The organism is Mesorhizobium sp. M0408 (genome assembly GCF_040321495.1).
GTDB lineage: Bacteria > Pseudomonadota > Alphaproteobacteria > Rhizobiales > Rhizobiaceae > Mesorhizobium.
Window position 1 is genome coordinate 150,104 of the sequence record NZ_JAMYRO010000013.1, and the last position, 19,161, is coordinate 169,264.

Consider the following 19,161-nt stretch of genomic DNA (forward strand, 5'->3'; position numbering starts at 1 on the left):
GACGCGCGGCATTGCAATCGTCCGGAACCGATAGCCTCTTTGTGCGTTGCAAAAATGGGCGGAGATGCTGTCGTTGTCATACGGCGGCGAACCAGAAAACAAATAAAAAAACGGCTATCGACCGGCCGGAGGCGAGATCACATTCCATGTCAGATTATACTGTAAACCTGCTCTGGGTTTTGCTGATTGCAAGTTTTGGCTTTTCCGCTTTTGCCATTCTCCTGTCGATATCCCGCCAGCGTCGCGGCCGCGCAACGGCGGCCGCATACACGCCGAGCGAGGATGTCGCGTCGGAAGCGGCACGCAAGGTGCTGCGCGAGTTCGAAAAGAACGGCCAGTCGGCCGATGCGGCACTGGTCACATGGTCGCCCGACACTTTGCGCAAGATCCTGGCCGACGACCTGCCGGACGCACAGGTCATCGTGGTGTCCAACCGCGAACCCTACATCCACAACATCAAGGATGACGGGGTCCAACTTTTGGTGCCGGCCAGCGGGCTGGTTTCGGCACTCGAGCCCATCACCCGCGCCTGTGCCGGCACCTGGATCGCCTATGGCGGCGGCACGGCAGACCGCCTCACCGTCGACAAGGACGACCGGGTGCAGGTGCCGCCAGGCAATCCGTCCTACACGCTGCGCAGGGTCTGGCTGACGGAGGAGGAATATCAGGGCTATTATCTGGGCTTCGCTAATGAGGGCCTATGGCCGCTTTGCCATATCGCCTTCACCCGCCCCGTGTTTCGCGCCTCGGACTGGGACGCCTACGAGGCCGTCAACCGCAAATTCGCCGATACGGTGGTTGCCGAAGCCCGCAACGAACGGCCGATCGTGCTGGTGCAGGACTACCATTTTGCGCTGCTGCCACGCATGATTCGCCAGCGCCTGCCGGACGCGATAGTCATCACCTTCTGGCACATCCCTTGGCCCAATTCGGAAGTGTTCAGCATCTGTCCGTGGCGTGAGCGGATCCTGGAAGGACTGCTCGGCAGTTCGATCATCGGCTTTCATACCCAATTCCATGCCAACAACTTCACCGAAAGTGTCGACCGCTTTCTGGAGAGCCGGATCGAACGGGCAGACGCGGCAATCTCCTATGGTGGGCAGACCACATTGGTCCACGCCTATCCCATTTCCATAGAATGGCCGGCCCAATTGCTGGCAAAACTGCCGTCTGTGGAGGAGTGCCGCGCCAGCGTGCGCGACAGATTCGGCCTGTCTGCGGATACCAAACTATGCGTTGGCGTCGAGCGCCTCGACTACACGAAAGGCATTCTCGATCGCTTCCATGCCTTGGACGAATTGTTCACGAGATATCCCGAATGGATAGGCAAGGTGGTTTTCCTGCAGATCGCCGCGCCGAGCCGGGGGACATTGCCCGCCTACCAGCAACTCCACGACGAATGCCGCCGCTGTGCCGAGGAGCTCAACCGGCGCTATGGCAGCGAGACATACAGCCCTATCCTGATGGTCGCCGAACATCATCGGCAGGAGCAGGTCTACGAGGTCTATCGCGCCGCCGACATCTGTATGGTCACCAGTCTGCATGACGGCATGAACCTTGTCGCCAAGGAATTCGTCGCAGCGCGCGACGACGAACAGGGCGTGCTTTTGCTCAGCACCTTCGCCGGTGCCTCGCGCGAACTGCTGGAAGCGCTGATCGTCAACCCCTACGATGCGGCCATGATGAGCGAGGCGCTGTTGCAGGCGCTGACGATGACGCCGGAAGAGCAGCGCGAACGTTTGCGGCCGATGCGCGAGATGGTCCGCGACAACAATGTCTACCGCTGGGCCGGCAGTATGCTGCTGGACGCCGCGCGCCTGCGCAAACGCGGCGATCTCGACAGGGTGACCGGAACCGGCGAGCGCCCGCCATCGAACACCAACAACGTCATCTCGATGTTCGAGCGGGCTCGGAAGGCAGCGTCGTGAAAAGCTTTGAACAACCGCCGGCGTTGAACCTGTCGGAAGGGCAATGGGCGCTCTTCCTCGACATCGACGGAACCCTGCTTGAACACGCTGCCCATCCCGACGCGGTGTTCGTCGGCGAGGAATTGCGCAATCTGCTCGAACGCATCGAGCGGCGGCTGGATGGTGCGGTCGCCTTCATCACCGGCCGATCGATTCCCGCCGTGGACAAGCTGTTCCATCCGCTGAAGCTGCGGATCGCCGGACTGTATGGGCTGGAGCACCGGCTGACGCCGAGCGGCCCGATCGATGCCGCCGACGCGCCGGCCGACATCGCCGCCCTTGCGGACGAGATCGAGGCCGAACTGGGCAGCGGCAAGGTCTATGTCGAGCGCAAGGGGCCGGTCCTTGCCGTTCATACAAGAGCAGCACCGCAACTGCTTGCACCCGCAATCCAGCTCGTCGAACAGGCGTTGGCCCGGCTTCCGAAGGGTTATCGGGTGCTTCCGGGAAACGCCGGCGTCGAGCTCATGCCTTTGGAAGCCGTCAAAGGTGCTGCCATCCGGCGTTTCATGGACATTCCGCCCTTTGTCGGCCGGCGGCCGATATTCCTCGGAGACGATACATCGGACGAACACGGTTTCGAGGCGATCAATGAAATTGGCGGCATCTCCATCCGCGTGAAGCCGAACGGACCGACGGCCGCAAACTATGCCCTCGACGACGTGACCGGCGCAATAGCCTGGCTCGAGGCCAGTTTCGAGACGTCGGCGGTGGCCTGATCGCGCCGTGGCCCGGTTCAGCTGATCTTCCCGTCCACCATGTGAATGCGGCGATCCATGCGTGCGGCCATGTCGAGGTCATGCGTGACTGCCACGACCGTCTTGCCGCGTTCGCGCACCAGATTCTGCAGGATTGTGAACACCTGCTCCGAGCTCTTGCTGTCGAGGCTGCCCGTCGGCTCGTCTGCCAGGATAAGCGGCGGGTCGTTGGCGAGCGAGCGTGCCACCGCGACGCGCTGACGCTGGCCTCCCGAAAGCTGGTCCGGCCGCTTGTCGAGATGTTCGCCGAGCCCCAGCGATGACAGCAACTCGCCAGCCCGTTCGCGCATCACGGGTCGGGCCAGCCGACCAAGCTTGCGCATTGGAATTTCTACATTTTCGCGCGCCGTGAATTCCGGCAGAAGGAAATGGAACTGGAAGACGAAGCCCAGCGTCGAAAGCCTGGTCCGCGCGCGCTCCCTTTCATTCATAGGCTCGCTATCGCGTCCGCCTATCCTCAAGGTCCCGCCTGTCGGCCGGTCGAGCAGCCCAAGCAGATAGAGCAGCGAGGACTTGCCGGAGCCGGAGGGACCGGTGACGGCGACGAATTCGTTGTCGTTGATCGTGAGCGTGATGTCCTTGACCAGCGTAACGGGGACCGTCTCTGGCAAGATGCGGGTCAGTCTCTCGGTCTCGATGAGTGCGCTCATGTCGCGCCTCTTACTATGTCGACCGGATTCAGGCGCGCCGCACGGCGCGCCGGCAGGTAGCCAGCCACCGCCGCCGAGCCCAGTGCGAAGGCCGAGGCGATGATATAGTGGGTCAGGCTCCAGGCTATCGGCAGCCGGGTCATCTCCTGGCCGGTCGCGGCGATCTCAAAACGGATGAGCGAAAGCGCATAGATCATGGAGAAGCCGAGCAGCCAGCCGAGAGCGGAACCGGCAGCGCCGATCACCAGGCCTTCGAGCAAAAAGAGCCGGCGCATGTCGGACTCTGGGAAGCCGAGCGATTTCATGATGGCGATGTCGCGCGCCTTCTCATGCGTGATGGTGGAGATGATGTTGTAGATGCCGAAGCCAGCAACCAGCATGATCGCGCCGACCACCGTGTACATGATGACGTTGCGCACAACGAGCGCTTCGAGAATCGATTCGTTGGCTTCTTGCCACGCTACGGCCTTGTAGCCCAGTTCAGCCTCGGCTCGATGCGCCACCGCCGGAGCGCGATTTGGATCGTCGAGCTTGATGCGGATCTCGTTGATGGCGTTTGGCCGCGCTGAGAGAATCTGCGCGTTCTTCAAAAGCACATAAGCTTCGCCTTCGTCGCGCGCGGTGGTGCCGGTGTGGAAAAGGCCGGCGATCTTGAAATTGCGCGTCAGCCCTTCCGAGGAGACCGCCGTTATCGTATCGCCGAACCCGGCACCGAGCCGGCTCGCCATCGTGTTGCCGATCAGCACGTTGTTGCCGCCCGCGGCAAGTGCCGAAAAGCTGCCTTCGACGAACTTGCCGACGATCGGCGAGACACCGGATTCGCGCTCTGGTTCGACCCCGATGATCGCCGCGCCGATTTCGCGGCTGGAATAACGGATCACGCCCTGCGTCTTTAGGCTTGCCGCGAAGCGGCCGGGAACCCAGCTCTCGAGCCAGGAGGTCGCGGCGGTCGGATTGATGATGCCGCGGCGATCGTCGCGCGGCCTGAGCCCGGAGATGGCGACGGTCTCGAAGTAGTCCTCGGCCGGCTGGCGGCGGGCTGTGCGCTGCTCGTCGGTGATGTCGACATGCGGCATCGTGTCGACGAGCTGCCTGACGAAATCGTCCTGCCCGCCCTGCATCAGCGCCGCCATCGCAATTGAGAAGCCGACACCCACCGCGACGCCGACTATGGCGACCAGCGTCTGGCGGCCGCGGCCGGCGATATGCGTTACGGCAATGTCGACGATCAGCGCCATCGTTGCCTATCTCTCCTGCGCGGCGGCGATGCTCACGCGCCCCCCGTCGCCGAGGTCGGCGGGATAGGGCGAGACGATGCTGATCTTCTCGTCGATGCCTGACTGTACTTCGACGCCATTGGTGCCGCGAATGCCCGTTCGGATTTCACGCCGCCAGGCCTTGTCGCCTTCGACTACGAACACCTTGTTCCCATCCACCGCAACCGACGGGATCAACAGCGCATTTTTCGAAACGCGGATGACAATGTTCACGTCGGTCGACATGCCGATCCGAAGCGGCGTGTCGTCCGGCAGGCGGAAACGAACGCGGTAGGTCTTCGTCACCGGATCGCCCTTGGGCGTGACGCTGTCGACCACAGCCTCCAGATTCTGCCGAGGGAACGCATCGGATTTAAGCAGCGCGCGCTGGCCGATCTCGACCCGTGGAATGTCCTCCTCGTTGACCTCGGCGACCACCAGGAGCGGCTTCGGCTCGCCGACCCAGAACAACACCGTGCCGAGTTCGGCGATCTCACCCACCTCGCCGTCCTGCCTGAGCACGATACCGGCGCTCGGCGCTCGTAAGACGTAGGTGTCGAGCCGCGCTTTCTGTCCGGCAACCAGCGCTTCGATCTGGCCAAGCTCGCTCTGCGCGCGATCGAGCGCCTGCTGGCTTGCCGCACGCCTTTCGGCAAGCACGGTCAGCCTCCGGAGCTCTTCCTGGGCAAGTGATTGACGCGCTTCGATCTCGCCAAGCACAGCCCGGGCCTCGCTGTCGTCAAGCCTGGCGAGTACGTCGCCCTGCCTAACTCGCGACCCCTCGCAATTGCATAGCTCGACGATCCGCTCGCGAACCACGGGAGCCACCTTGGCCCAGGTTCGCGGCTCGACGGAGCCGCTCGCATAGACAATTTCCGCCGCGTCGCCGCGTTGTGGCGTCACGACCGAAACCTTGGCCGGCTGCAACACATACCAAGCGCCGAAAGCAGCAGTCGCCGCGACAAGAACGATGCCGACAGTCCAACGTATCCGTCGCAAGAAGCTCTCCTTCCACCATCGAATGCGAACGTCGGAGCGGTGGCAGACATAGCATTAGACCGACCGTCGGTCTATAAAAGTTGCATAAAGAAACGGTTCGTGCTCCTCTTGCCCCCTGTACTTTGTGAGGTCGATTTTGCCCCGAGTGATAAAGCCGCCGGAGATACGATCCGCCGAGCTCCTCGACTGTGCCCAGCGGCTTTTCTTCGAGCATGGCTACGACAACACGACGGTGAACGACATCATCCGCGAGGCCGGCTTGTCGAAGGGTGCGTTCTATCACTATTTCGCGTCGAAGGAGGCCCTACTGGAGGCGCTCGCCAGACGTCTCGCACGTGACAGCCTTGCCGAGCTGCAACCTCTCCTCGACGACCCGTCACTCGATGGGATTGGCCGGCTCAATGCACTCTTTGCCGGCTCGCGACGGCTGAACATCGAGCTTGCCCCGCAATTGCGAAAAACGTTCTTCGTCGTGTTCCGGCCCGAGAACCTTGCCCTCTTCCATCGGGTCGACCAGGCGGCCAGGGAACTGGCCGAGCCGATAATCACAAATCTGCTCAGGAAGGGAAGCGAGGAAGGCATTCTCGACGTGCCCGACCCGCAAGCTTTTGCCGAGATGTTCCTGCAACTCCGGCTGACCTTTCGGGACGTGATGCACCGCGCCCTGCTACAGGCCGAACAGGGTAATATCGACGAAGCAGCGCGGCTGCTCGAGGGCCGATTGCGGCTCTACGGCATCGCAATCGACCGGCTTTTGAAGTTGCCCGATGGAACGATAGAAGCCGTGCAGCCCGGTTTTGCCCGGGCTTTTCTCGAAGCCGGACCGTAAGCCGCTGACAGCGATGGAGGAGAGTTGATGAGTAGGAAATCGCGTGCTTCGACCGATGCTGTTCTCAAGGAACTGCGCGCCTTCGGCCTCACCTATCCAGGCGCCGAGACAAAGAGTCCGTGGCCTGGTCACGACGATCTCGCGGTGAAAGGCAAGACCTTTGCTTATTTGAGCCTGGAAGGCGAACCGTTCAGCATCTCCCTCAAACTCCCCTACAGCGGCGACGAGGCGAGAAAGCTCCACTATGCGTGGCCGACGGAGTACGGCCTTGGCAAGAGCGGATGGGTGACATTCGAACCAGCACCGGACGAACTGCCACCGATCGGACAACTGAAGTCATGGCTCGATGAGAGTTATCGCGCACAAGCGCCCAAAAAGCTTGCCGCCCTGATCACGCACAAGGTGGACTCGGGAGCTTAGGTCGAGCGATCGGTGTCACCCCACGAATCGCCGGCGCTAGAAGCTCAACGACGCCACGCCGATAAGCGCGTTTCTCATTGAATGACTTTAAGGCCAAAGCCGGCAAATCGTCTGCTTGCCGGTTCCCCTGCGTCAGGCTTAACCTGCGTGCCATGCGTGGAGGCGCAAGGGGAGGACATAGCAATGACCATACAAGGCGCATCACCGGACCTGTACAATGAGGATCTCGCACCGGCGAAGGTTCGAAACTGGGGACCGTTCTCGATCTTCAACGTCTGGACGTCGGACGTCCACAGCCTATGGGGCTACTATCTCGCTGCCAGCCTGTTCCTGTTCTGCGGCGGCTTCCTCAACTTCATCATCGCCATCGGTATCGGCTCGCTGATCATCTATGCGTTAATGAACATGGTCGGCTATGCCGGCGTGAAGACCGGGGTGCCCTACCCTGTCGTGGCGCGTGCCTCCTTCGGCATCTGGGGCGCCAACATACCGGCGCTGGTGCGCGCCATCGTCGCCTGCTTCTGGTACGGCGCGCAGACGGCGGCGGCCTCCGGGGCGATCGTAGCCCTGCTGATCCGCTCGCAATGGTTCGCCGACTTCAACCAGAGCACCCATTTCCTCGGCCACTCCGGGCTGGAGGTGATCTGCTTCGCCGTCATCTGGGCGCTGCAGCTCCTGATCATCCAGAGGGGCATGGAAACGGTGCGCCGCTTCCAGGATTGGGCCGGACCGGCGGTGTGGGTGATGATGCTGATCCTGGCGATCTATCTCTGCATCAAGGCAGGCACCTTCGCCTTCACCAGCGATATCCCTATGGATGTGCTGCTCGAAAAGACAAAGGACGTGGGCGTGCCAGGCACGCCGGGCTCCTGGACCTCGCTGTTTGCGGTGGCCGCAATCTGGGTGACCTATTTCTCCGCGCTCTATCTCAACTTCTGCGATTTCGCGCGCTACGCCCCGGACAAGGCATCGCTGCGCAAGGGCAACATCTGGGGCCTGCCGGTCAATCTTATCCTGTTCTCGCTGGTCGCCGGCGTTACCACGATCGCCGCCTTCGACGTCTATGGCGAGGTGCTGCTGCATCCCGACCAGATCTCGGCGAAATTCGACAGCTGGTTCCTGGCGGCGCTCGCAGCCCTGACCTTTGCCGTGGCGACGCTCGGCATCAATGTGGTGGCGAACTTCGTGTCGCCGGCCTTCGACTTCTCCAATGTCTTTCCGCGCCAGATCGACTTCAAGAAGGGCGGCTACATCGCGGCGCTGATCGCGCTGGTGCTCTATCCATTCGCGCCCTGGGAAGGCAGTGCCGCCTCCTTCGTCAACATCATTGGCGCGACGATGGGGCCTATCTTCGGCGTGATGATGGTCGACTATTACCTGATCCGGAAGGGCGAGGTCGACGTCGAGGCGCTCTACAGGGAGCATGGCGAATTCCGCTTTCAGGGCGGCTGGCATGTCAATGCCTTCATCGCCGCCGGTATCGGCGCGGTCTTCTCCTCGATCCTGCCCAACTTCACCAGCCTGCTGCCGTCATGGTGGGGCGTCTATGGCTGGTTCTTCGGCGTGGCAATTGCCGGTGTCATCTACTACGTGCTGCGCACGATGGCACTCGGTGCCGGAGCCAGGATAGCCAAGGCCTGAACAGACTCGGGGCGGCGCGAGCCGCCCCGTTTATTCTGCGACCATCTTGGCCAGGCGGCGCACTGTGTTCCAGTTGCGCGAGGTGCCGATGCCGAGGCGTTTGTGGCTCACCGCCGCAAGCAGCCGCGAACTCGGCATCTCGCGGGAAAAGACGATCCAGATGTCGCCGCCGACAATCCGCAGCTTCTCGTCCTTGCCGGCATAGGCCTCAAGCGCCGCGGCGGTCTCGGCCGGAACGGGCGCTCGCATCACGCGCACCGCCACCTGGTCCGCGGCCTCGGCCGATTCAGCTGGGAACGGATTGCCGGCCGCCAGCCTTAGCCAGCCGTCGGCGCGGCGCACGATGATGTCGACGTGGCGGCCGAAAGTCTTTGCGAACGCCGCCTCCAGCCGCTGCTCCAACGCCGCAAGTTCTGTTTCTTGCGCCTCGAAGACCAGATTGCCGGTCGCTACCAGCGTGCGCGGGTTATTCAGACCCAGGCCTTCGGCCATCGCCTTCAGATCGGACATGACGACCCGCTGCCCCTCGCCCAGGACAATGCTGTAGAGCAGCGCGACGTAAGTTTGCATGGGCGGCTAGTCTAGACCAGCCGCGACTGCTCTACCGCCGCCTCGATGAAGCTGGCAAACAGCGGGTGCGGATCGAGCGGCCGGCTTTTCAACTCGGGATGGTACTGCACGCCGATGAACCAGGGGTGGTCGGGATATTCGACCGTTTCCGGTAGCACGCCGTCCGGCGACATGCCGGCAAACACCAGGCCGCAATCCTCGAGCCGCTCCTTGTAGTCGACATTGACCTCGTAGCGGTGGCGATGGCGTTCGGAAATCTGGGTATCGCCATAGATCTCGGCGATCTTCGATCCCTTGGCGAGGTCGGCCTGGTAGGCACCGAGCCGCATGGTACCACCAAGGTCGCCGGTTTCCCTGCGCTTTTCCAGCATGTTGCCCTTCAGCCATTCGGTCATCAAGCCGACGACCGGCTCCTCGGTTGGACCGAACTCGGTCGATGATGCGCGCTCGACGCCGGCCAGCGAACGCGCCGCCTCGATGCAGGCCATCTGCATGCCGAAGCAGATGCCGAAATACGGCACCTTGCGCTCGCGCGCGAACTTCGCCGCCAGGATCTTGCCCTCCGAGCCGCGCTCGCCAAAACCGCCGGGGACGAGAATGCCATGGACCTTCTCCAGCCACGGCGCCGGGTCTTCCTTCTCGAATATCTCGCTTTCGATCCAGTCGAGCTTGACCTTGACCCGGTTGGCGAGGCCGCCATGCGATAGCGCCTCGATTAGCGATTTGTAGGCGTCCTTGAGGCCGGTATATTTGCCGACGACGGCAATGGTCACTTCGCCTTCCGGATTGTGGATGCGGTTGGACACCGCTTGCCACCGTTCCATGCGCGGCTTCGGCGCCGGATCGATGCCGAAGGCCGCCAGCACTTCCGAATCCAGCCCTTCATTGTGATAGGCCATCGGCACGTCGTAGATATGCGGGACGTCGAGCGCCTGGATGACGGCGCTTTCGCGGACATTGCAGAACAGCGACAGCTTTCTGCGCTCTTCCTTGGGGATCGGCCGATCGGCGCGGACCAGCAGTATGTCGGGTGCAATGCCGATGCCGCGCAACTCCTTGACCGAATGCTGCGTCGGCTTGGTCTTCAGTTCGCCTGCCGTCGGAATGTAAGGCATCAAGGTCAGGTGGACGTAGACGGCGTTGTTGCGCGGCAGGTCGTTGCCGAGCTGGCGGATCGCCTCCAGGAACGGCATCGCTTCGATGTCGCCGACGGTGCCGCCGATCTCGCACAGCACGAAATCGTAGTCGTCATTGCCGTTGAGGACGAAATTCTTGATCTCGTCGGTGACGTGCGGAATGACCTGCACGGTAGCGCCGAGATAGTCGCCGCGCCGCTCGCGCTCGATGATGTTCTTATAGATCCGGCCGGTGGTGATGTTGTCTTGCTGGTTGGCCGAGCGGCCGGTGAAGCGCTCATAATGGCCAAGATCGAGATCGGTCTCGGCCCCGTCATCGGTCACGAAGACTTCGCCGTGCTGATAGGGCGACATCGTGCCGGGATCGACATTGAGATAGGGATCGAGCTTTTTGATGCGTGCGCGATAGCCCCGCGCCTGCAAGAGAGCCCCAAGGGCCGCTGCAGCAATACCTTTTCCAAGTGAGGAAACCACGCCGCCTGTGATGAATACATATCGCGCCATGGGAGTCATCGCTTAACGCGGCCGAATTGATTCCGCCAGAGAAAAAAACCGCCGCGAAGGCTTTTTCCCAAGAAGGCGCTCTGGTCGTTGGCGTATCAAAACAAAAGGGCCGGCGAGGCCGGCCCTTTTGGCACGATCTGTCAAAGCGTCAGATGATGACGACTTTGGTGCCTACTTTCACCCGGCGGTAAAGGTCCATGACGTGCTCGTTGATCATACGGAAGCAGCCATTGGAGGCGCTGGTTCCGATTGACTGCGGCGCGATGGTGCCGTGAATGCGCAGGTGGGTATCCTTCTTGCCGTCGTAAAGATAGATGGCGCGCGCACCGAGCGGATTGTCGCCGCCGCCGGGCATGCCGTCCTTGTACTGGCCATAGTGCTTGGGTTCGCGCTTTTGCATATCCAGCGTCGGAATCCAGCGCGGCCATTCCTGCTTGTCGCCGACGGCAACCGTACCCTTGAACTGCAGGCCTTCCCGGCCGACCGCGATGGCATAACGGCGGGCGGTTGACGATGATTCGACGAGGTAGAGACGACGGGCGCTGGTATCGATGACGATGGTGCCGGGGTTGTAGCCGGTGAATTCGACCTCCTGCGGCACGAATTCCGCCTTGACCTTGAACTGCCGCTTGGCCTGCTTCCTTTCGAGCGCGGCGTCGAGCGCGCGTGTTTCCGGAAGCAGCGACATCGACGAAGTGGATGTGCCGCCGAACAGTCCCGCGAACAGCCCGACGCTCTGCGGCTTCTGCCCGACCGGTTCGCTGCGCAACTCGCCATTGTTGCCGGTCAGCGCAACGTTCATGGCCTCGGCCGGGATCGGCTCGGCCGACTGGATCGGCGCAATGGGCGTAATCGGTTCGATGATGTTGACGGTCTTCTTCTTGGCCGGCGTGGCGTCAGCCACCTTGGCCGTTGCGAGCGGCTGGCTCTTCTTGGCAAGGAACGCCTGCCGTTCCGCATCGGCTTTGGCTTTCGCCGCCTCGCGCATCGCTAGCTTCCTGGCTTCGAGTGCCTTGGCGCGAGCGGCTTCCTTGTCGGCTGCGATCTTGGCTTCGATCTTGCGGATCTGCGCAAGGTCGTCCGGCGTCGGATCTTTCTTCTTCTTGAGAAGCTTCAATTGCGCTGCATCGCTTTTGGCAGCGACCTTGACGACGTCGGTTGTTGTTGCGGCTTTGTGGGCCGAGTTTGCCGTCGGCATGGCCGCGTAAGCGGGCGCACCTAGGCTGAGCACGGCACAAAGGCCGGCAAAAATGAAGCTGCGAAGCTGCATGGGGAAGATCCGATCGTTCAATGCTTGTTGCCCACGGCGTCGCCCGGCGCCCCCCAAAGGACGCCGAGAATGCCGCGTGCAACCTATAATCGATTAGTCGGAAGCGCCTCAAGCGTGAGGCGCAGTCGAATCTTCGTGATCGTGCGGCATTTGCCGCGACTGTGTTCAAACGACAACAGATCGCGGCATAAGTTGCCCTATTACTGGTTGGGGACCTGCGGCGTGGCCGGCGCGGTGGCGCCGTTTGTCGCTGGCGGCGTCGCCGGAGCGGTTGCCGGCGGCGTCGTTGCCGCGCCATTGCCGGACGGCGGGGTCGGCGCCGTGGTGCCCGAAGGCGGCGTCGGCGTCGTGGTTCCAGGCAATTGGTTGAGTACGCCCTTGCCTGCTCCGTCCGAGGTCGCCGGCACGCGATCGAGAATGTCGATCGGCTTCTCGCCATAGCGCGCAACGATCGACAGTGTCAGCGAAGTGACGAAGAAAGCGGCAGCCAGGATCGCCGTCGCCCGCGTCAGCGCATTGGCGGCGCCACGCGCGGTCATGAAGCCCGATCCGCCGCCGATGCCGAGGCCGCCGCCTTCGGAGCGCTGCAGCAGCACCACGCCGACAAGCGCGAGCACGACCATGAGGTGGACGACGATCAGTACGGTTTCCATAATTTACCCTGGCAAGGCCTTGTGCGGCCGCTGATTTGGAGGCGGCTCAATACAATGCTTTGACGGCATTTCCAAGCCCGTGGCCGGAATATGGGAAGCAATGCGTCCTTTGCAACGATTTCGGCGCCGGCCGTCCGCTCAAATGCAGCAAGCAGCCCTTGTATCAAGCGATGTTTCGATAGGCTTCCGCGATGCCGAGGAAGTCCGCCGCCTTTAGGCTGGCGCCGCCGACCAGCGCGCCATCGACATTCCTGACGCCGAGCAACTCGACGGCGTTGGACGGCTTGACCGAGCCGCCGTAGAGAATGCGCATCTTGGCCGCCGTATTGCCGAGCTTCCGTGCCAGTTCTTCGCGGATATGCGCATGTGCCTCGGCGACGTCGGCGGCGGTCGGGGTCAAGCCGGTCCCAATCGCCCATATTGGCTCATAGGCAATGACGGTGTTGGAAGCCGTGGCGTTTGGCGGGACCGAGCCAGCGACCTGGCGCGACAGCACGTCGAGCGTGGCTCCTGCTTCTCGTTCGGCTCTTGTCTCACCAATGCAGATGATGGCCACCAGCCCGGCGCGCCATGCGGCGGAGGCCTTGGCCTGGACCAAGGCATCGTCCTCCTTGCGATCGGCGCGGCATTCGGAATGGCCGACGATGACATGGCTGGCACCTGCATCCTTCAGCATCTCGGCCGAAATGCAGCCGGTATAGGCGCCGCTTTCCTCGGTGTGGCAATCCTCTCCGCCGGCCCGCACCGGCGTGCGCGACAGAATCTCGGCGGCGTGCGCAAGCAAGGTCGCCGGCACGCAGACCACCGCTTCGGTCTCGGCGTCGAGCCCACTCATGAAGCCGTTGCCGATCATCCTGAGCTCGTTGAGCGAGGCGCTAGTGCCGTTCATTTTCCAGTTGCCAGCGACGAGCGGGCGGATTCCAGGCGTCATGGGATTTGTTTCTCCGGGCAATTTCCAGCTGGCCCTCACTATCAAAATCAGGCCACAAAGCAATCGACAGTGGGCAGGAAGGGCGCTATTGCGCTTGTTTCAGACTCGGCGCATGCGAAATGCGCAAAAATCGGAAGTACTCATGCTTGGTATGTTGAGAAGCGCGGCGGGGACCTGGGTCGCTAAACTGCTGCTGTCATTGTTGGTGTTGAGCTTCGCCGTCTGGGGCATCTCGGGCCGCCTGATGGGCGGTCTTGCCGGCCATGATGCCGTGATCACGGCCGGAGGCACCAAGGTCTCGATCAACGAATACCGCCTCGCCTACGATCGCCAGCTCAGCGTCATGTCGCAGCAATTCGGCAAGCGCATCAGCCGTGAGCAAGCGACGGCGCTCGGCATCGACAACCAGGTGCTGGCGCAACTCGTGTCGGGCGCTGTCCTCGACGAGCAGGCCCGCAAGCTCGGACTCGGCCTGTCAAAGGACCGGCTCGCCGAACTGACGCGTGAAGACCCGGCGTTCAAAGGGCCTGCCGGAAGCTTCGACAGGAGAACCTTCGAGTACCTGCTTCGGCAGATCGGCATGCGGCCGGAAGACTATTTGAAGAACCGCGCCCAGGTCGCGGTCCGCCAGCAGATCGTCGAGGCGGTTTCGGACGGCCTCAAGGCCCCGGATACATTCTTCAAGGCGGTCGCGCTCTATCGCGGCGAAGATCGCACCATCGACTACCTGACCTTGCCGAAATCGCTTGTCGAGCCGATAGAAGCGCCGTCCGACAGCGCGCTTTCGGCCTATTTCGAGGAAAACAAGAAAACCTACGCTGCGCCCGAATACCGCAAGTTCTTCTATGTCAGGCTCGAACCGGAAGACATCATGGATTTGAGCGCGGTGACCGACCAACAGGTCAGCGACGACTACAATAAGAACAAGGCGCGCTACACCACGCCGGAGATGCGCACCATCGAGCAGCTTGTGTTCAAGACACCTGATGCCGCAAAGGCGGCGCTCGATTCGCTCAGGACCGGCGCGACCTTCGACAAGATCGTCGCTGCCGAAGGCAAGACGCCGGCCGACACGCTGCTCGGCACGCTGGCCAAGGACAAGATCGCCGACAAGGCGGTCGCCGACGCTGCCTTCAAGCTCAATGTCAATGAGGTCAGCCCGGTCGTACAAGGCGCATTTGGTCCCGTTCTGCTGCGCGTCACCGAGATCAAGCCGGAAGTGGTGAAGCCGCTGGCCGAAGTATCCGAGCAGATCCGCAAGGACCTGGCACTGGGCGAGGCAAGCCGCATCTTGCTGGACGTGCACGACAATTACGAGGATACGCGCGCCTCGGGCAGTTCGCTCGCCGAGGCAGCCGCCAAATTGAAGCTGAAGGTCGTCACCATCGATGCCATCGATCGCACCGGCCAACGGCCGGATGGAAGCATCGTCAAAGACCTGCCGGAATCGCCGGCACTCATCAAGGCGGTGTTCGAATCCGAACCCGGAACCGACAATGAAGGCCTCACCACCGCCGATAACGGCTTCGTCTTCTACGACGTGAGCGCGATCACGCCTGCCCGCGACCGCACATTGGACGAAGTCCGCCAGAAGGTCGTGGCCGATTGGACCGCGGCGGAGACCACCAAACGGCTCACCGCAAAAGCACAGGAGCTCGAGAAGCGTCTCAAGGCTGGCGCCACGCTCGAGGTGATCGCCGGTGAGCTCAAACTCGAAAAGCAGACCAAGCGCGGCGTCAAGCGCGATGCGGACGACGTCGATTTCGGCAAGGAAGGCGCCGCCGCGATGTTCGGCGTCGGCGAAGGCGGCACCGGGCTGATCCCCTCGCCTACGGGCGACGGACAGATCCTGTTCAAGGTTGCCGAGGTGTTCGAGCCTGCCGGGGCCGATGCCAGCTCAGTACCCGAGGACGCACAGAAGTCCTTCACCTCCGGCATGTCCGACGACCTGCTCGACCAGTTGGTGGCGCAGTTGCAGACGCAATATGACGTCCGCATCGATCAGACGGCCGTAACCCAAGCCCTGGCCAGATGAGCGCGCTGAAGATCCACATCGCCAAGGTCGCCGCCGGCAGCGCTCTTTCCTTCGAGGAGGCGCGCGAGGCCTTCGACATCATCATGTCCGGCGATGCTACCCCCGGCCAGATCGGCGGCTTCTTGATGGCATTGCGCGTGCGCGGTGAGACCGTCAGCGAGATCGCCGGCGCCGTTGCCACCATGCGCGCCAAGATGCTGCGTGTCGAAGCCCCCGAGGGCGCCATCGACATTGTCGGCACCGGCGGCGACAATTCGCACAGCGTTAACATTTCGACCGCATCCGCTTTCGTCATCGCCGGCAGCGGCGTGCCCGTCGCCAAGCACGGCAATCGCGGACTGTCCTCGCTGACCGGCGCCGCCGATGTGCTGATCGCATTGGGCGTCAAGATCGACATCCCTCCGGAGACGATCGGCCGCTGCATCCACGAGGCCGGCGTTGGCTTCATGTTCGCGCCGGCGCATCACCCGGCGATGAAGCATGTCGGCCCGACCCGGGTCGAGCTCGGAACCCGCACCATCTTCAACCTGCTGGGCCCGCTTTCCAATCCGGCGAGTGTCAGACGGCAGATGGTCGGCGTGTTCCTGCCCGAATGGATCATGCCGGTGGCAGAAACGTTGAAGGAACTTGGTGCCGACCATGCCTGGATCGTCCATGGCGACGGCTATGACGAGATCACCACCACCGGCGAGACACTTGTCGCCGAACTGGCCGGCGGCGAGATCCGCAGCTTTACGCTGACCCCGGAAGCAGTCGGGCTGACGCGTCACACCAAGGACGAGTTGCGCGGCGGCGACGCCGCCCACAACGCCCAGGCACTGCGCGACATGCTGGCCGGCGCAGCCGGCGCCTTTCGCGATACGGTGCTGATGAATGCCGGCGCCGGGCTGGTGGTGGCCGGCAAAGCGACGACCCTCGCCGACGGCATGGTAACGGCGGCGCAGGCCATCGACAGCGGCCGCTCGCTGAAAGTGCTCGACAGGCTGATCGAGATTTCGAACGGTTAAAACCATGTCCGACATCCTGCGCAAGATCGAGGCTTACAAGCGCGACGAGATCGCGGCGGCCAAGGCGCGCGTGTCATTGGCCGAGATCAAGGCACGGGCGACGGATGCCGACGCGCCGCGCGGCTTTCTTTCCGCCCTTGAAGCAAAGCGCAAATCCGGCAGGTTCGCGCTGATTGCCGAAATCAAGAAGGCTAGCCCATCCAAAGGCCTGATCCGCGCCGATTTCGATCCGCCGACGCTGGCCAGGGCCTATGCGAAGGGCGGTGCCGCCTGCCTTTCGGTGCTGACCGACGCACCCTCCTTCCAAGGCGCGCCCGAATTCCTCACCACTGCGCGCGCTGTCGTCGAGCTGCCTGCATTGCGCAAGGATTTCCTGTTCGACCCCTATCAGGTCTACGAGGCCAGGGCATGGGGCGCCGATGCCATCCTGATCATCATGGCCAGCGTCGACGACGCGTTGGCAAGAGAACTCGAAGCGACAGCGTTCGGGCTCGGCATGGACGCGCTGGTCGAAGTGCATGACGAGGCTGAAATGGAACGCGCGCTGCAGCTGTCGTCGCGGCTGATCGGAATCAACAACCGCAATCTCCGGACCTTCGAAACCAGCCTACAGACCTCGGAGCGGCTGGTAGCGATGGTGCAGGCCGACCGCCATCTGGTCAGCGAGAGCGGTATCTTTTCGCACGACGATTGCCGCCGGCTGGAGCAGAGCGGCATTGCGACTTTCCTGGTCGGCGAGAGCCTGATGCGCCAGCAGGACGTGGCCGCGGCAACGCGCCTGCTGTTGACGGGCAAGGCGCCGGCAGAGGCCGTTTGAGGATGGCGGCCGCCCTCACTCATCTTGGCGCGCAGGGCGAAGCCAACATGGTCGATGTCGGCGACAAGGCTGAGACGGTGCGCACGGCAGTCGCAGAAGGTTTTGTCGCGATGCGGCCCGAGACGCTGGACATGATCCTCGCCGGCGACGCCAAGAAGGGCGACGTGCTGGGCACAGCGCGCATTGCCGGCATCATGGCGGCCAAGAAGACGCATGAACTGATCCCGCTTTGCCATCCGCTGCTGCTGACCAGGATATCTGTCGATATCGAGGCGGACGCCGCGCTGCCCGGCCTGAAGGTGACAGCATTGACCCGCGTCACCGGCAAGACCGGCGTTGAGATGGAGGCTCTGAGTGCCGTCTCGGTCGCTTGCCTGACCATCTACGACATGGCCAAGGCGGTCGACCGCGCCATGGTCATCTCCGGCATCAGGCTGGTTGAAAAGACCGGCGGCAAATCCGGCGACTACAAGATCACCGGAGACGGGGCCACCGAGGCAGGCCGATAATGGCGCTGGTCCCAGTTGCCGAGGCGCTCGAGCGCCTGCTGGACGGCGCAGCAGCGCTGCCGGGCGAACGCGTCGCACTGCTGGATGCCGCCGACCGCGTGCTGGTGGAGCCGGTTGTGGCGCTCCGCACCCAGCCGCCGTTCAACGCCTCCGCCATGGACGGCTATGCCGTGCGGGCGGCCGATATCGCGTCCGTACCGGCAAGGCTTTCGGTGGTCGGCATGGCGCCGGCCGGACGCGGCTTTGCCGGAACGGTGCAGCAGCGGCAGGCCGTGCGCATCTTTACCGGCGCGCCGCTTCCCGAAGGCGCCGACACTATCGTCATCCAGGAGAACGTCCGCGATCTCGGTGGCGGCAGCGTCGAAGTGACGGAACCGACGGTGCAGGGGCGCAACATCCGCCGCCTCGGGCTCGATTTCGCCAAGAGCGATGTCCTGCTGCCCAAAGGCCGCCTGCTCGACCCGGCGGCCTTGTCGCTGGCGGCATCGGCCAATCACCCCGAGGTGCGCGTGGTCAAACGGCCGCTGGTCGCCATCATCGCCACCGGCGACGAATTGCTGCCGCCGGGCAGCGATGTTGGCCCCGACCAGATCATCTCCTCCAACGCCTATGGTGTCGCCGCTGCCGCACAGTCGGTCGGTGCGCGCGCGCTCGACCTTGGCATCGCGCCGGACCGCAGGGAGGCGATCGCTGCGCTGGTTGAAAAGGCCGTGAAGGCTGGCGCGAACGTCATCGTCACGCTGGGCGGTGCCTCGGTCGGTGACCACGACTTCGTCCATGACGTGCTGACCGGGCAAGGCATGACGCTCGATTTCTGGAAGATCGCCATGCGGCCGGGCAAGCCACTGATGTTCGGGCGGCTGGGAGACATTCGCTGCATCGGCCTGCCCGGCAATCCGGTGGCAAGCCTGGTCTGCACTCAGCTCTTCCTGAAGCCGCTGCTGGCGCGGCTCGGTGGCCGCGCCTTTCAGCAGGATATACGTCGGGCACGGCTCGGTGCTGCCATGCCGGCCAACGATCTCAGGCAAGATTATGTGCGGGCTGTTGTCATAGATGACACCGGTACGCTCGTGGCGACGCCGTTCGGCATCCAGGACTCCTCGATGCTGAAAATGCTGGCCGATGCCAACGGGCTGATCGTTCGCGCGCCGTTCGCTCCTGCCGCGGCGGCGGGCTCCCCCTGCGACGTACTGATGCTACGCTGAACCT

The 19,161-nt window shown here is 63.0% G+C and carries 18 protein-coding genes; 10 read left to right on the forward strand and 8 right to left on the reverse strand.

Translation table 11 applies throughout. From position 1 onward, the window contains the following. Positions 1–146 precede the first annotated feature (146 nt). Positions 147–1,928 (forward strand): alpha,alpha-trehalose-phosphate synthase (UDP-forming), encoded by a 1,782-nt coding sequence (locus tag NKI67_RS17415; protein ID WP_023674969.1) that lies wholly within the window; start codon positions 147–149, stop codon positions 1,926–1,928. Next, a complete protein-coding gene (otsB, locus tag NKI67_RS17420) occupies positions 1,925–2,686 on the forward strand; it encodes a trehalose-phosphatase (RefSeq protein WP_352593655.1) in 762 nt (253 codons plus the stop codon). Before NKI67_RS17415 ends, otsB begins: the two co-directional genes overlap by 4 nt. A gap of 17 nt (positions 2,687–2,703) precedes the next feature. Here otsB and NKI67_RS17425 read toward each other — a convergent pair whose 3' ends face one another. Genes NKI67_RS17425 through NKI67_RS17435 form a run of 3 tightly spaced genes read right to left on the reverse strand, consistent with a single transcriptional unit; the run spans position 2,704 to position 5,630 of the window. Next, positions 2,704–3,375, reverse strand: coding sequence for an ABC transporter ATP-binding protein (locus NKI67_RS17425; RefSeq protein ID WP_352646125.1), 672 nt, complete (start codon positions 3,373–3,375; stop codon positions 2,704–2,706). Beyond that, positions 3,372–4,613 carry an ABC transporter permease gene (locus tag NKI67_RS17430; protein WP_352646127.1) on the reverse strand — a complete coding sequence of 414 codons (1,242 nt, stop codon included), beginning with the start codon at positions 4,611–4,613 and terminating at the stop codon, positions 3,372–3,374. Before NKI67_RS17430 ends, NKI67_RS17425 begins: the two co-directional genes overlap by 4 nt. A 6-nt stretch (positions 4,614–4,619) precedes the next feature. Beyond that, positions 4,620–5,630, reverse strand: coding sequence for an efflux RND transporter periplasmic adaptor subunit (locus NKI67_RS17435; protein WP_502909347.1), 1,011 nt, complete (start codon positions 5,628–5,630; stop codon positions 4,620–4,622). A 136-nt stretch (positions 5,631–5,766) separates the two neighbouring features. Here NKI67_RS17435 and NKI67_RS17440 point away from each other — a divergent pair, with 136 nt between their 5' ends. The 3 genes from NKI67_RS17440 (at position 5,767) to NKI67_RS17450 (ending at position 8,520) form a co-directional block, all read left to right on the forward strand. Further along, positions 5,767–6,459, forward strand: coding sequence for a TetR/AcrR family transcriptional regulator (locus NKI67_RS17440; protein ID WP_352448843.1), 693 nt, complete (start codon positions 5,767–5,769; stop codon positions 6,457–6,459). A gap of 27 nt (positions 6,460–6,486) precedes the next feature. Beyond that, complete coding sequence (locus tag NKI67_RS17445; RefSeq protein ID WP_352621805.1) at positions 6,487–6,879, forward strand: MmcQ/YjbR family DNA-binding protein; 393 nt, start codon at positions 6,487–6,489, stop codon at positions 6,877–6,879. 183 nt (positions 6,880–7,062) lie between these two features. Beyond that, complete coding sequence (locus NKI67_RS17450) at positions 7,063–8,520, forward strand: NCS1 family nucleobase:cation symporter-1 (RefSeq protein WP_352621807.1); 1,458 nt, start codon at positions 7,063–7,065, stop codon at positions 8,518–8,520. 30 nt (positions 8,521–8,550) lie between these two features. On the opposite strand, the gene NKI67_RS17455 is transcribed toward NKI67_RS17450, so the two are convergent. From NKI67_RS17455 to tpiA, 5 genes are all read right to left on the reverse strand, one after another. Beyond that, positions 8,551–9,090, reverse strand: coding sequence for a DUF1697 domain-containing protein (locus NKI67_RS17455; protein WP_352646129.1), 540 nt, complete (start codon positions 9,088–9,090; stop codon positions 8,551–8,553). An 11-nt stretch (positions 9,091–9,101) separates the two neighbouring features. Next, positions 9,102–10,730: a CTP synthase gene (gene pyrG / locus NKI67_RS17460; RefSeq protein ID WP_023674960.1), complete on the reverse strand. Its 1,629-nt coding sequence runs from the start codon at positions 10,728–10,730 to the stop codon at positions 9,102–9,104. A 148-nt stretch (positions 10,731–10,878) separates the two neighbouring features. After that, a complete protein-coding gene (locus NKI67_RS17465; RefSeq protein ID WP_023674959.1) occupies positions 10,879–12,000 on the reverse strand; it encodes a L,D-transpeptidase in 1,122 nt (373 codons plus the stop codon). 200 nt (positions 12,001–12,200) lie between these two features. After that, positions 12,201–12,653, reverse strand: a complete 453-nt coding sequence (secG, locus tag NKI67_RS17470; RefSeq protein ID WP_254817294.1) for a preprotein translocase subunit SecG — start codon at positions 12,651–12,653, stop codon at positions 12,201–12,203. 163 nt (positions 12,654–12,816) lie between these two features. Further along, positions 12,817–13,584 carry a triose-phosphate isomerase gene (tpiA, locus tag NKI67_RS17475; protein WP_023674957.1) on the reverse strand — a complete coding sequence of 256 codons (768 nt, stop codon included), beginning with the start codon at positions 13,582–13,584 and terminating at the stop codon, positions 12,817–12,819. 142 nt (positions 13,585–13,726) lie between these two features. On the opposite strand from tpiA, the gene NKI67_RS17480 reads away from it, so the two are divergent. Genes NKI67_RS17480 through NKI67_RS17500 form a run of 5 tightly spaced genes read left to right on the forward strand, consistent with a single transcriptional unit; the run spans position 13,727 to position 19,157 of the window. Beyond that, the gene (locus tag NKI67_RS17480; protein ID WP_352646131.1) at positions 13,727–15,619 is read left to right on the forward strand and encodes a SurA N-terminal domain-containing protein; all 1,893 of its coding nucleotides are present in this window, start codon (positions 13,727–13,729) and stop codon (positions 15,617–15,619) included. Further along, positions 15,616–16,626, forward strand: coding sequence for an anthranilate phosphoribosyltransferase (trpD, locus tag NKI67_RS17485; RefSeq protein WP_352646134.1), 1,011 nt, complete (start codon positions 15,616–15,618; stop codon positions 16,624–16,626). Before NKI67_RS17480 ends, trpD begins: the two co-directional genes overlap by 4 nt. A 4-nt stretch (positions 16,627–16,630) precedes the next feature. Then, positions 16,631–17,443, forward strand: a complete 813-nt coding sequence (trpC, locus tag NKI67_RS17490; RefSeq protein WP_352646136.1) for an indole-3-glycerol phosphate synthase TrpC — start codon at positions 16,631–16,633, stop codon at positions 17,441–17,443. A gap of 2 nt (positions 17,444–17,445) precedes the next feature. Continuing rightward, entirely contained in the window at positions 17,446–17,952 is a 507-nt protein-coding gene (gene moaC, locus NKI67_RS17495; protein WP_352448833.1) for a cyclic pyranopterin monophosphate synthase MoaC, read from the forward strand. Continuing rightward, a complete protein-coding gene (locus NKI67_RS17500; RefSeq protein ID WP_352568686.1) occupies positions 17,952–19,157 on the forward strand; it encodes a molybdopterin molybdotransferase MoeA in 1,206 nt (401 codons plus the stop codon). The genes moaC and NKI67_RS17500 overlap by 1 nt, the downstream gene beginning before the upstream one ends. Positions 19,158–19,161: the final 4 nt, after the last annotated feature.

What these genes read in the sequence shown, in the direction of transcription:
- NKI67_RS17415 (WP_023674969.1), top strand. Translation starts at nt 147, where the DNA reads ATGTCAGATTATACTGTAAACCTGCTCTGGGTTTTGCTGATTGCAAGT.
- NKI67_RS17425 (WP_352646125.1), bottom strand. Translation starts at nt 3,375, where the DNA reads ATGAGCGCACTCATCGAGACCGAGAGACTGACCCGCATCTTGCCAGAG.
- NKI67_RS17430 (WP_352646127.1), bottom strand. Translation starts at nt 4,613, where the DNA reads ATGGCGCTGATCGTCGACATTGCCGTAACGCATATCGCCGGCCGCGGC.
- NKI67_RS17445 (WP_352621805.1), top strand. Translation starts at nt 6,487, where the DNA reads ATGAGTAGGAAATCGCGTGCTTCGACCGATGCTGTTCTCAAGGAACTG.
- NKI67_RS17450 (WP_352621807.1), top strand. Translation starts at nt 7,063, where the DNA reads ATGACCATACAAGGCGCATCACCGGACCTGTACAATGAGGATCTCGCA.
- NKI67_RS17455 (WP_352646129.1), bottom strand. Translation starts at nt 9,090, where the DNA reads ATGCAAACTTACGTCGCGCTGCTCTACAGCATTGTCCTGGGCGAGGGG.
- pyrG (WP_023674960.1), bottom strand. Translation starts at nt 10,730, where the DNA reads ATGGCGCGATATGTATTCATCACAGGCGGCGTGGTTTCCTCACTTGGA.
- NKI67_RS17465 (WP_023674959.1), bottom strand. Translation starts at nt 12,000, where the DNA reads ATGCAGCTTCGCAGCTTCATTTTTGCCGGCCTTTGTGCCGTGCTCAGC.
- secG (WP_254817294.1), bottom strand. Translation starts at nt 12,653, where the DNA reads ATGGAAACCGTACTGATCGTCGTCCACCTCATGGTCGTGCTCGCGCTT.
- tpiA (WP_023674957.1), bottom strand. Translation starts at nt 13,584, where the DNA reads ATGACGCCTGGAATCCGCCCGCTCGTCGCTGGCAACTGGAAAATGAAC.
- NKI67_RS17480 (WP_352646131.1), top strand. Translation starts at nt 13,727, where the DNA reads ATGCTTGGTATGTTGAGAAGCGCGGCGGGGACCTGGGTCGCTAAACTG.
- trpD (WP_352646134.1), top strand. Translation starts at nt 15,616, where the DNA reads ATGAGCGCGCTGAAGATCCACATCGCCAAGGTCGCCGCCGGCAGCGCT.
- trpC (WP_352646136.1), top strand. Translation starts at nt 16,631, where the DNA reads ATGTCCGACATCCTGCGCAAGATCGAGGCTTACAAGCGCGACGAGATC.
- moaC (WP_352448833.1), top strand. Translation starts at nt 17,446, where the DNA reads ATGGCGGCCGCCCTCACTCATCTTGGCGCGCAGGGCGAAGCCAACATG.
- NKI67_RS17500 (WP_352568686.1), top strand. Translation starts at nt 17,952, where the DNA reads ATGGCGCTGGTCCCAGTTGCCGAGGCGCTCGAGCGCCTGCTGGACGGC.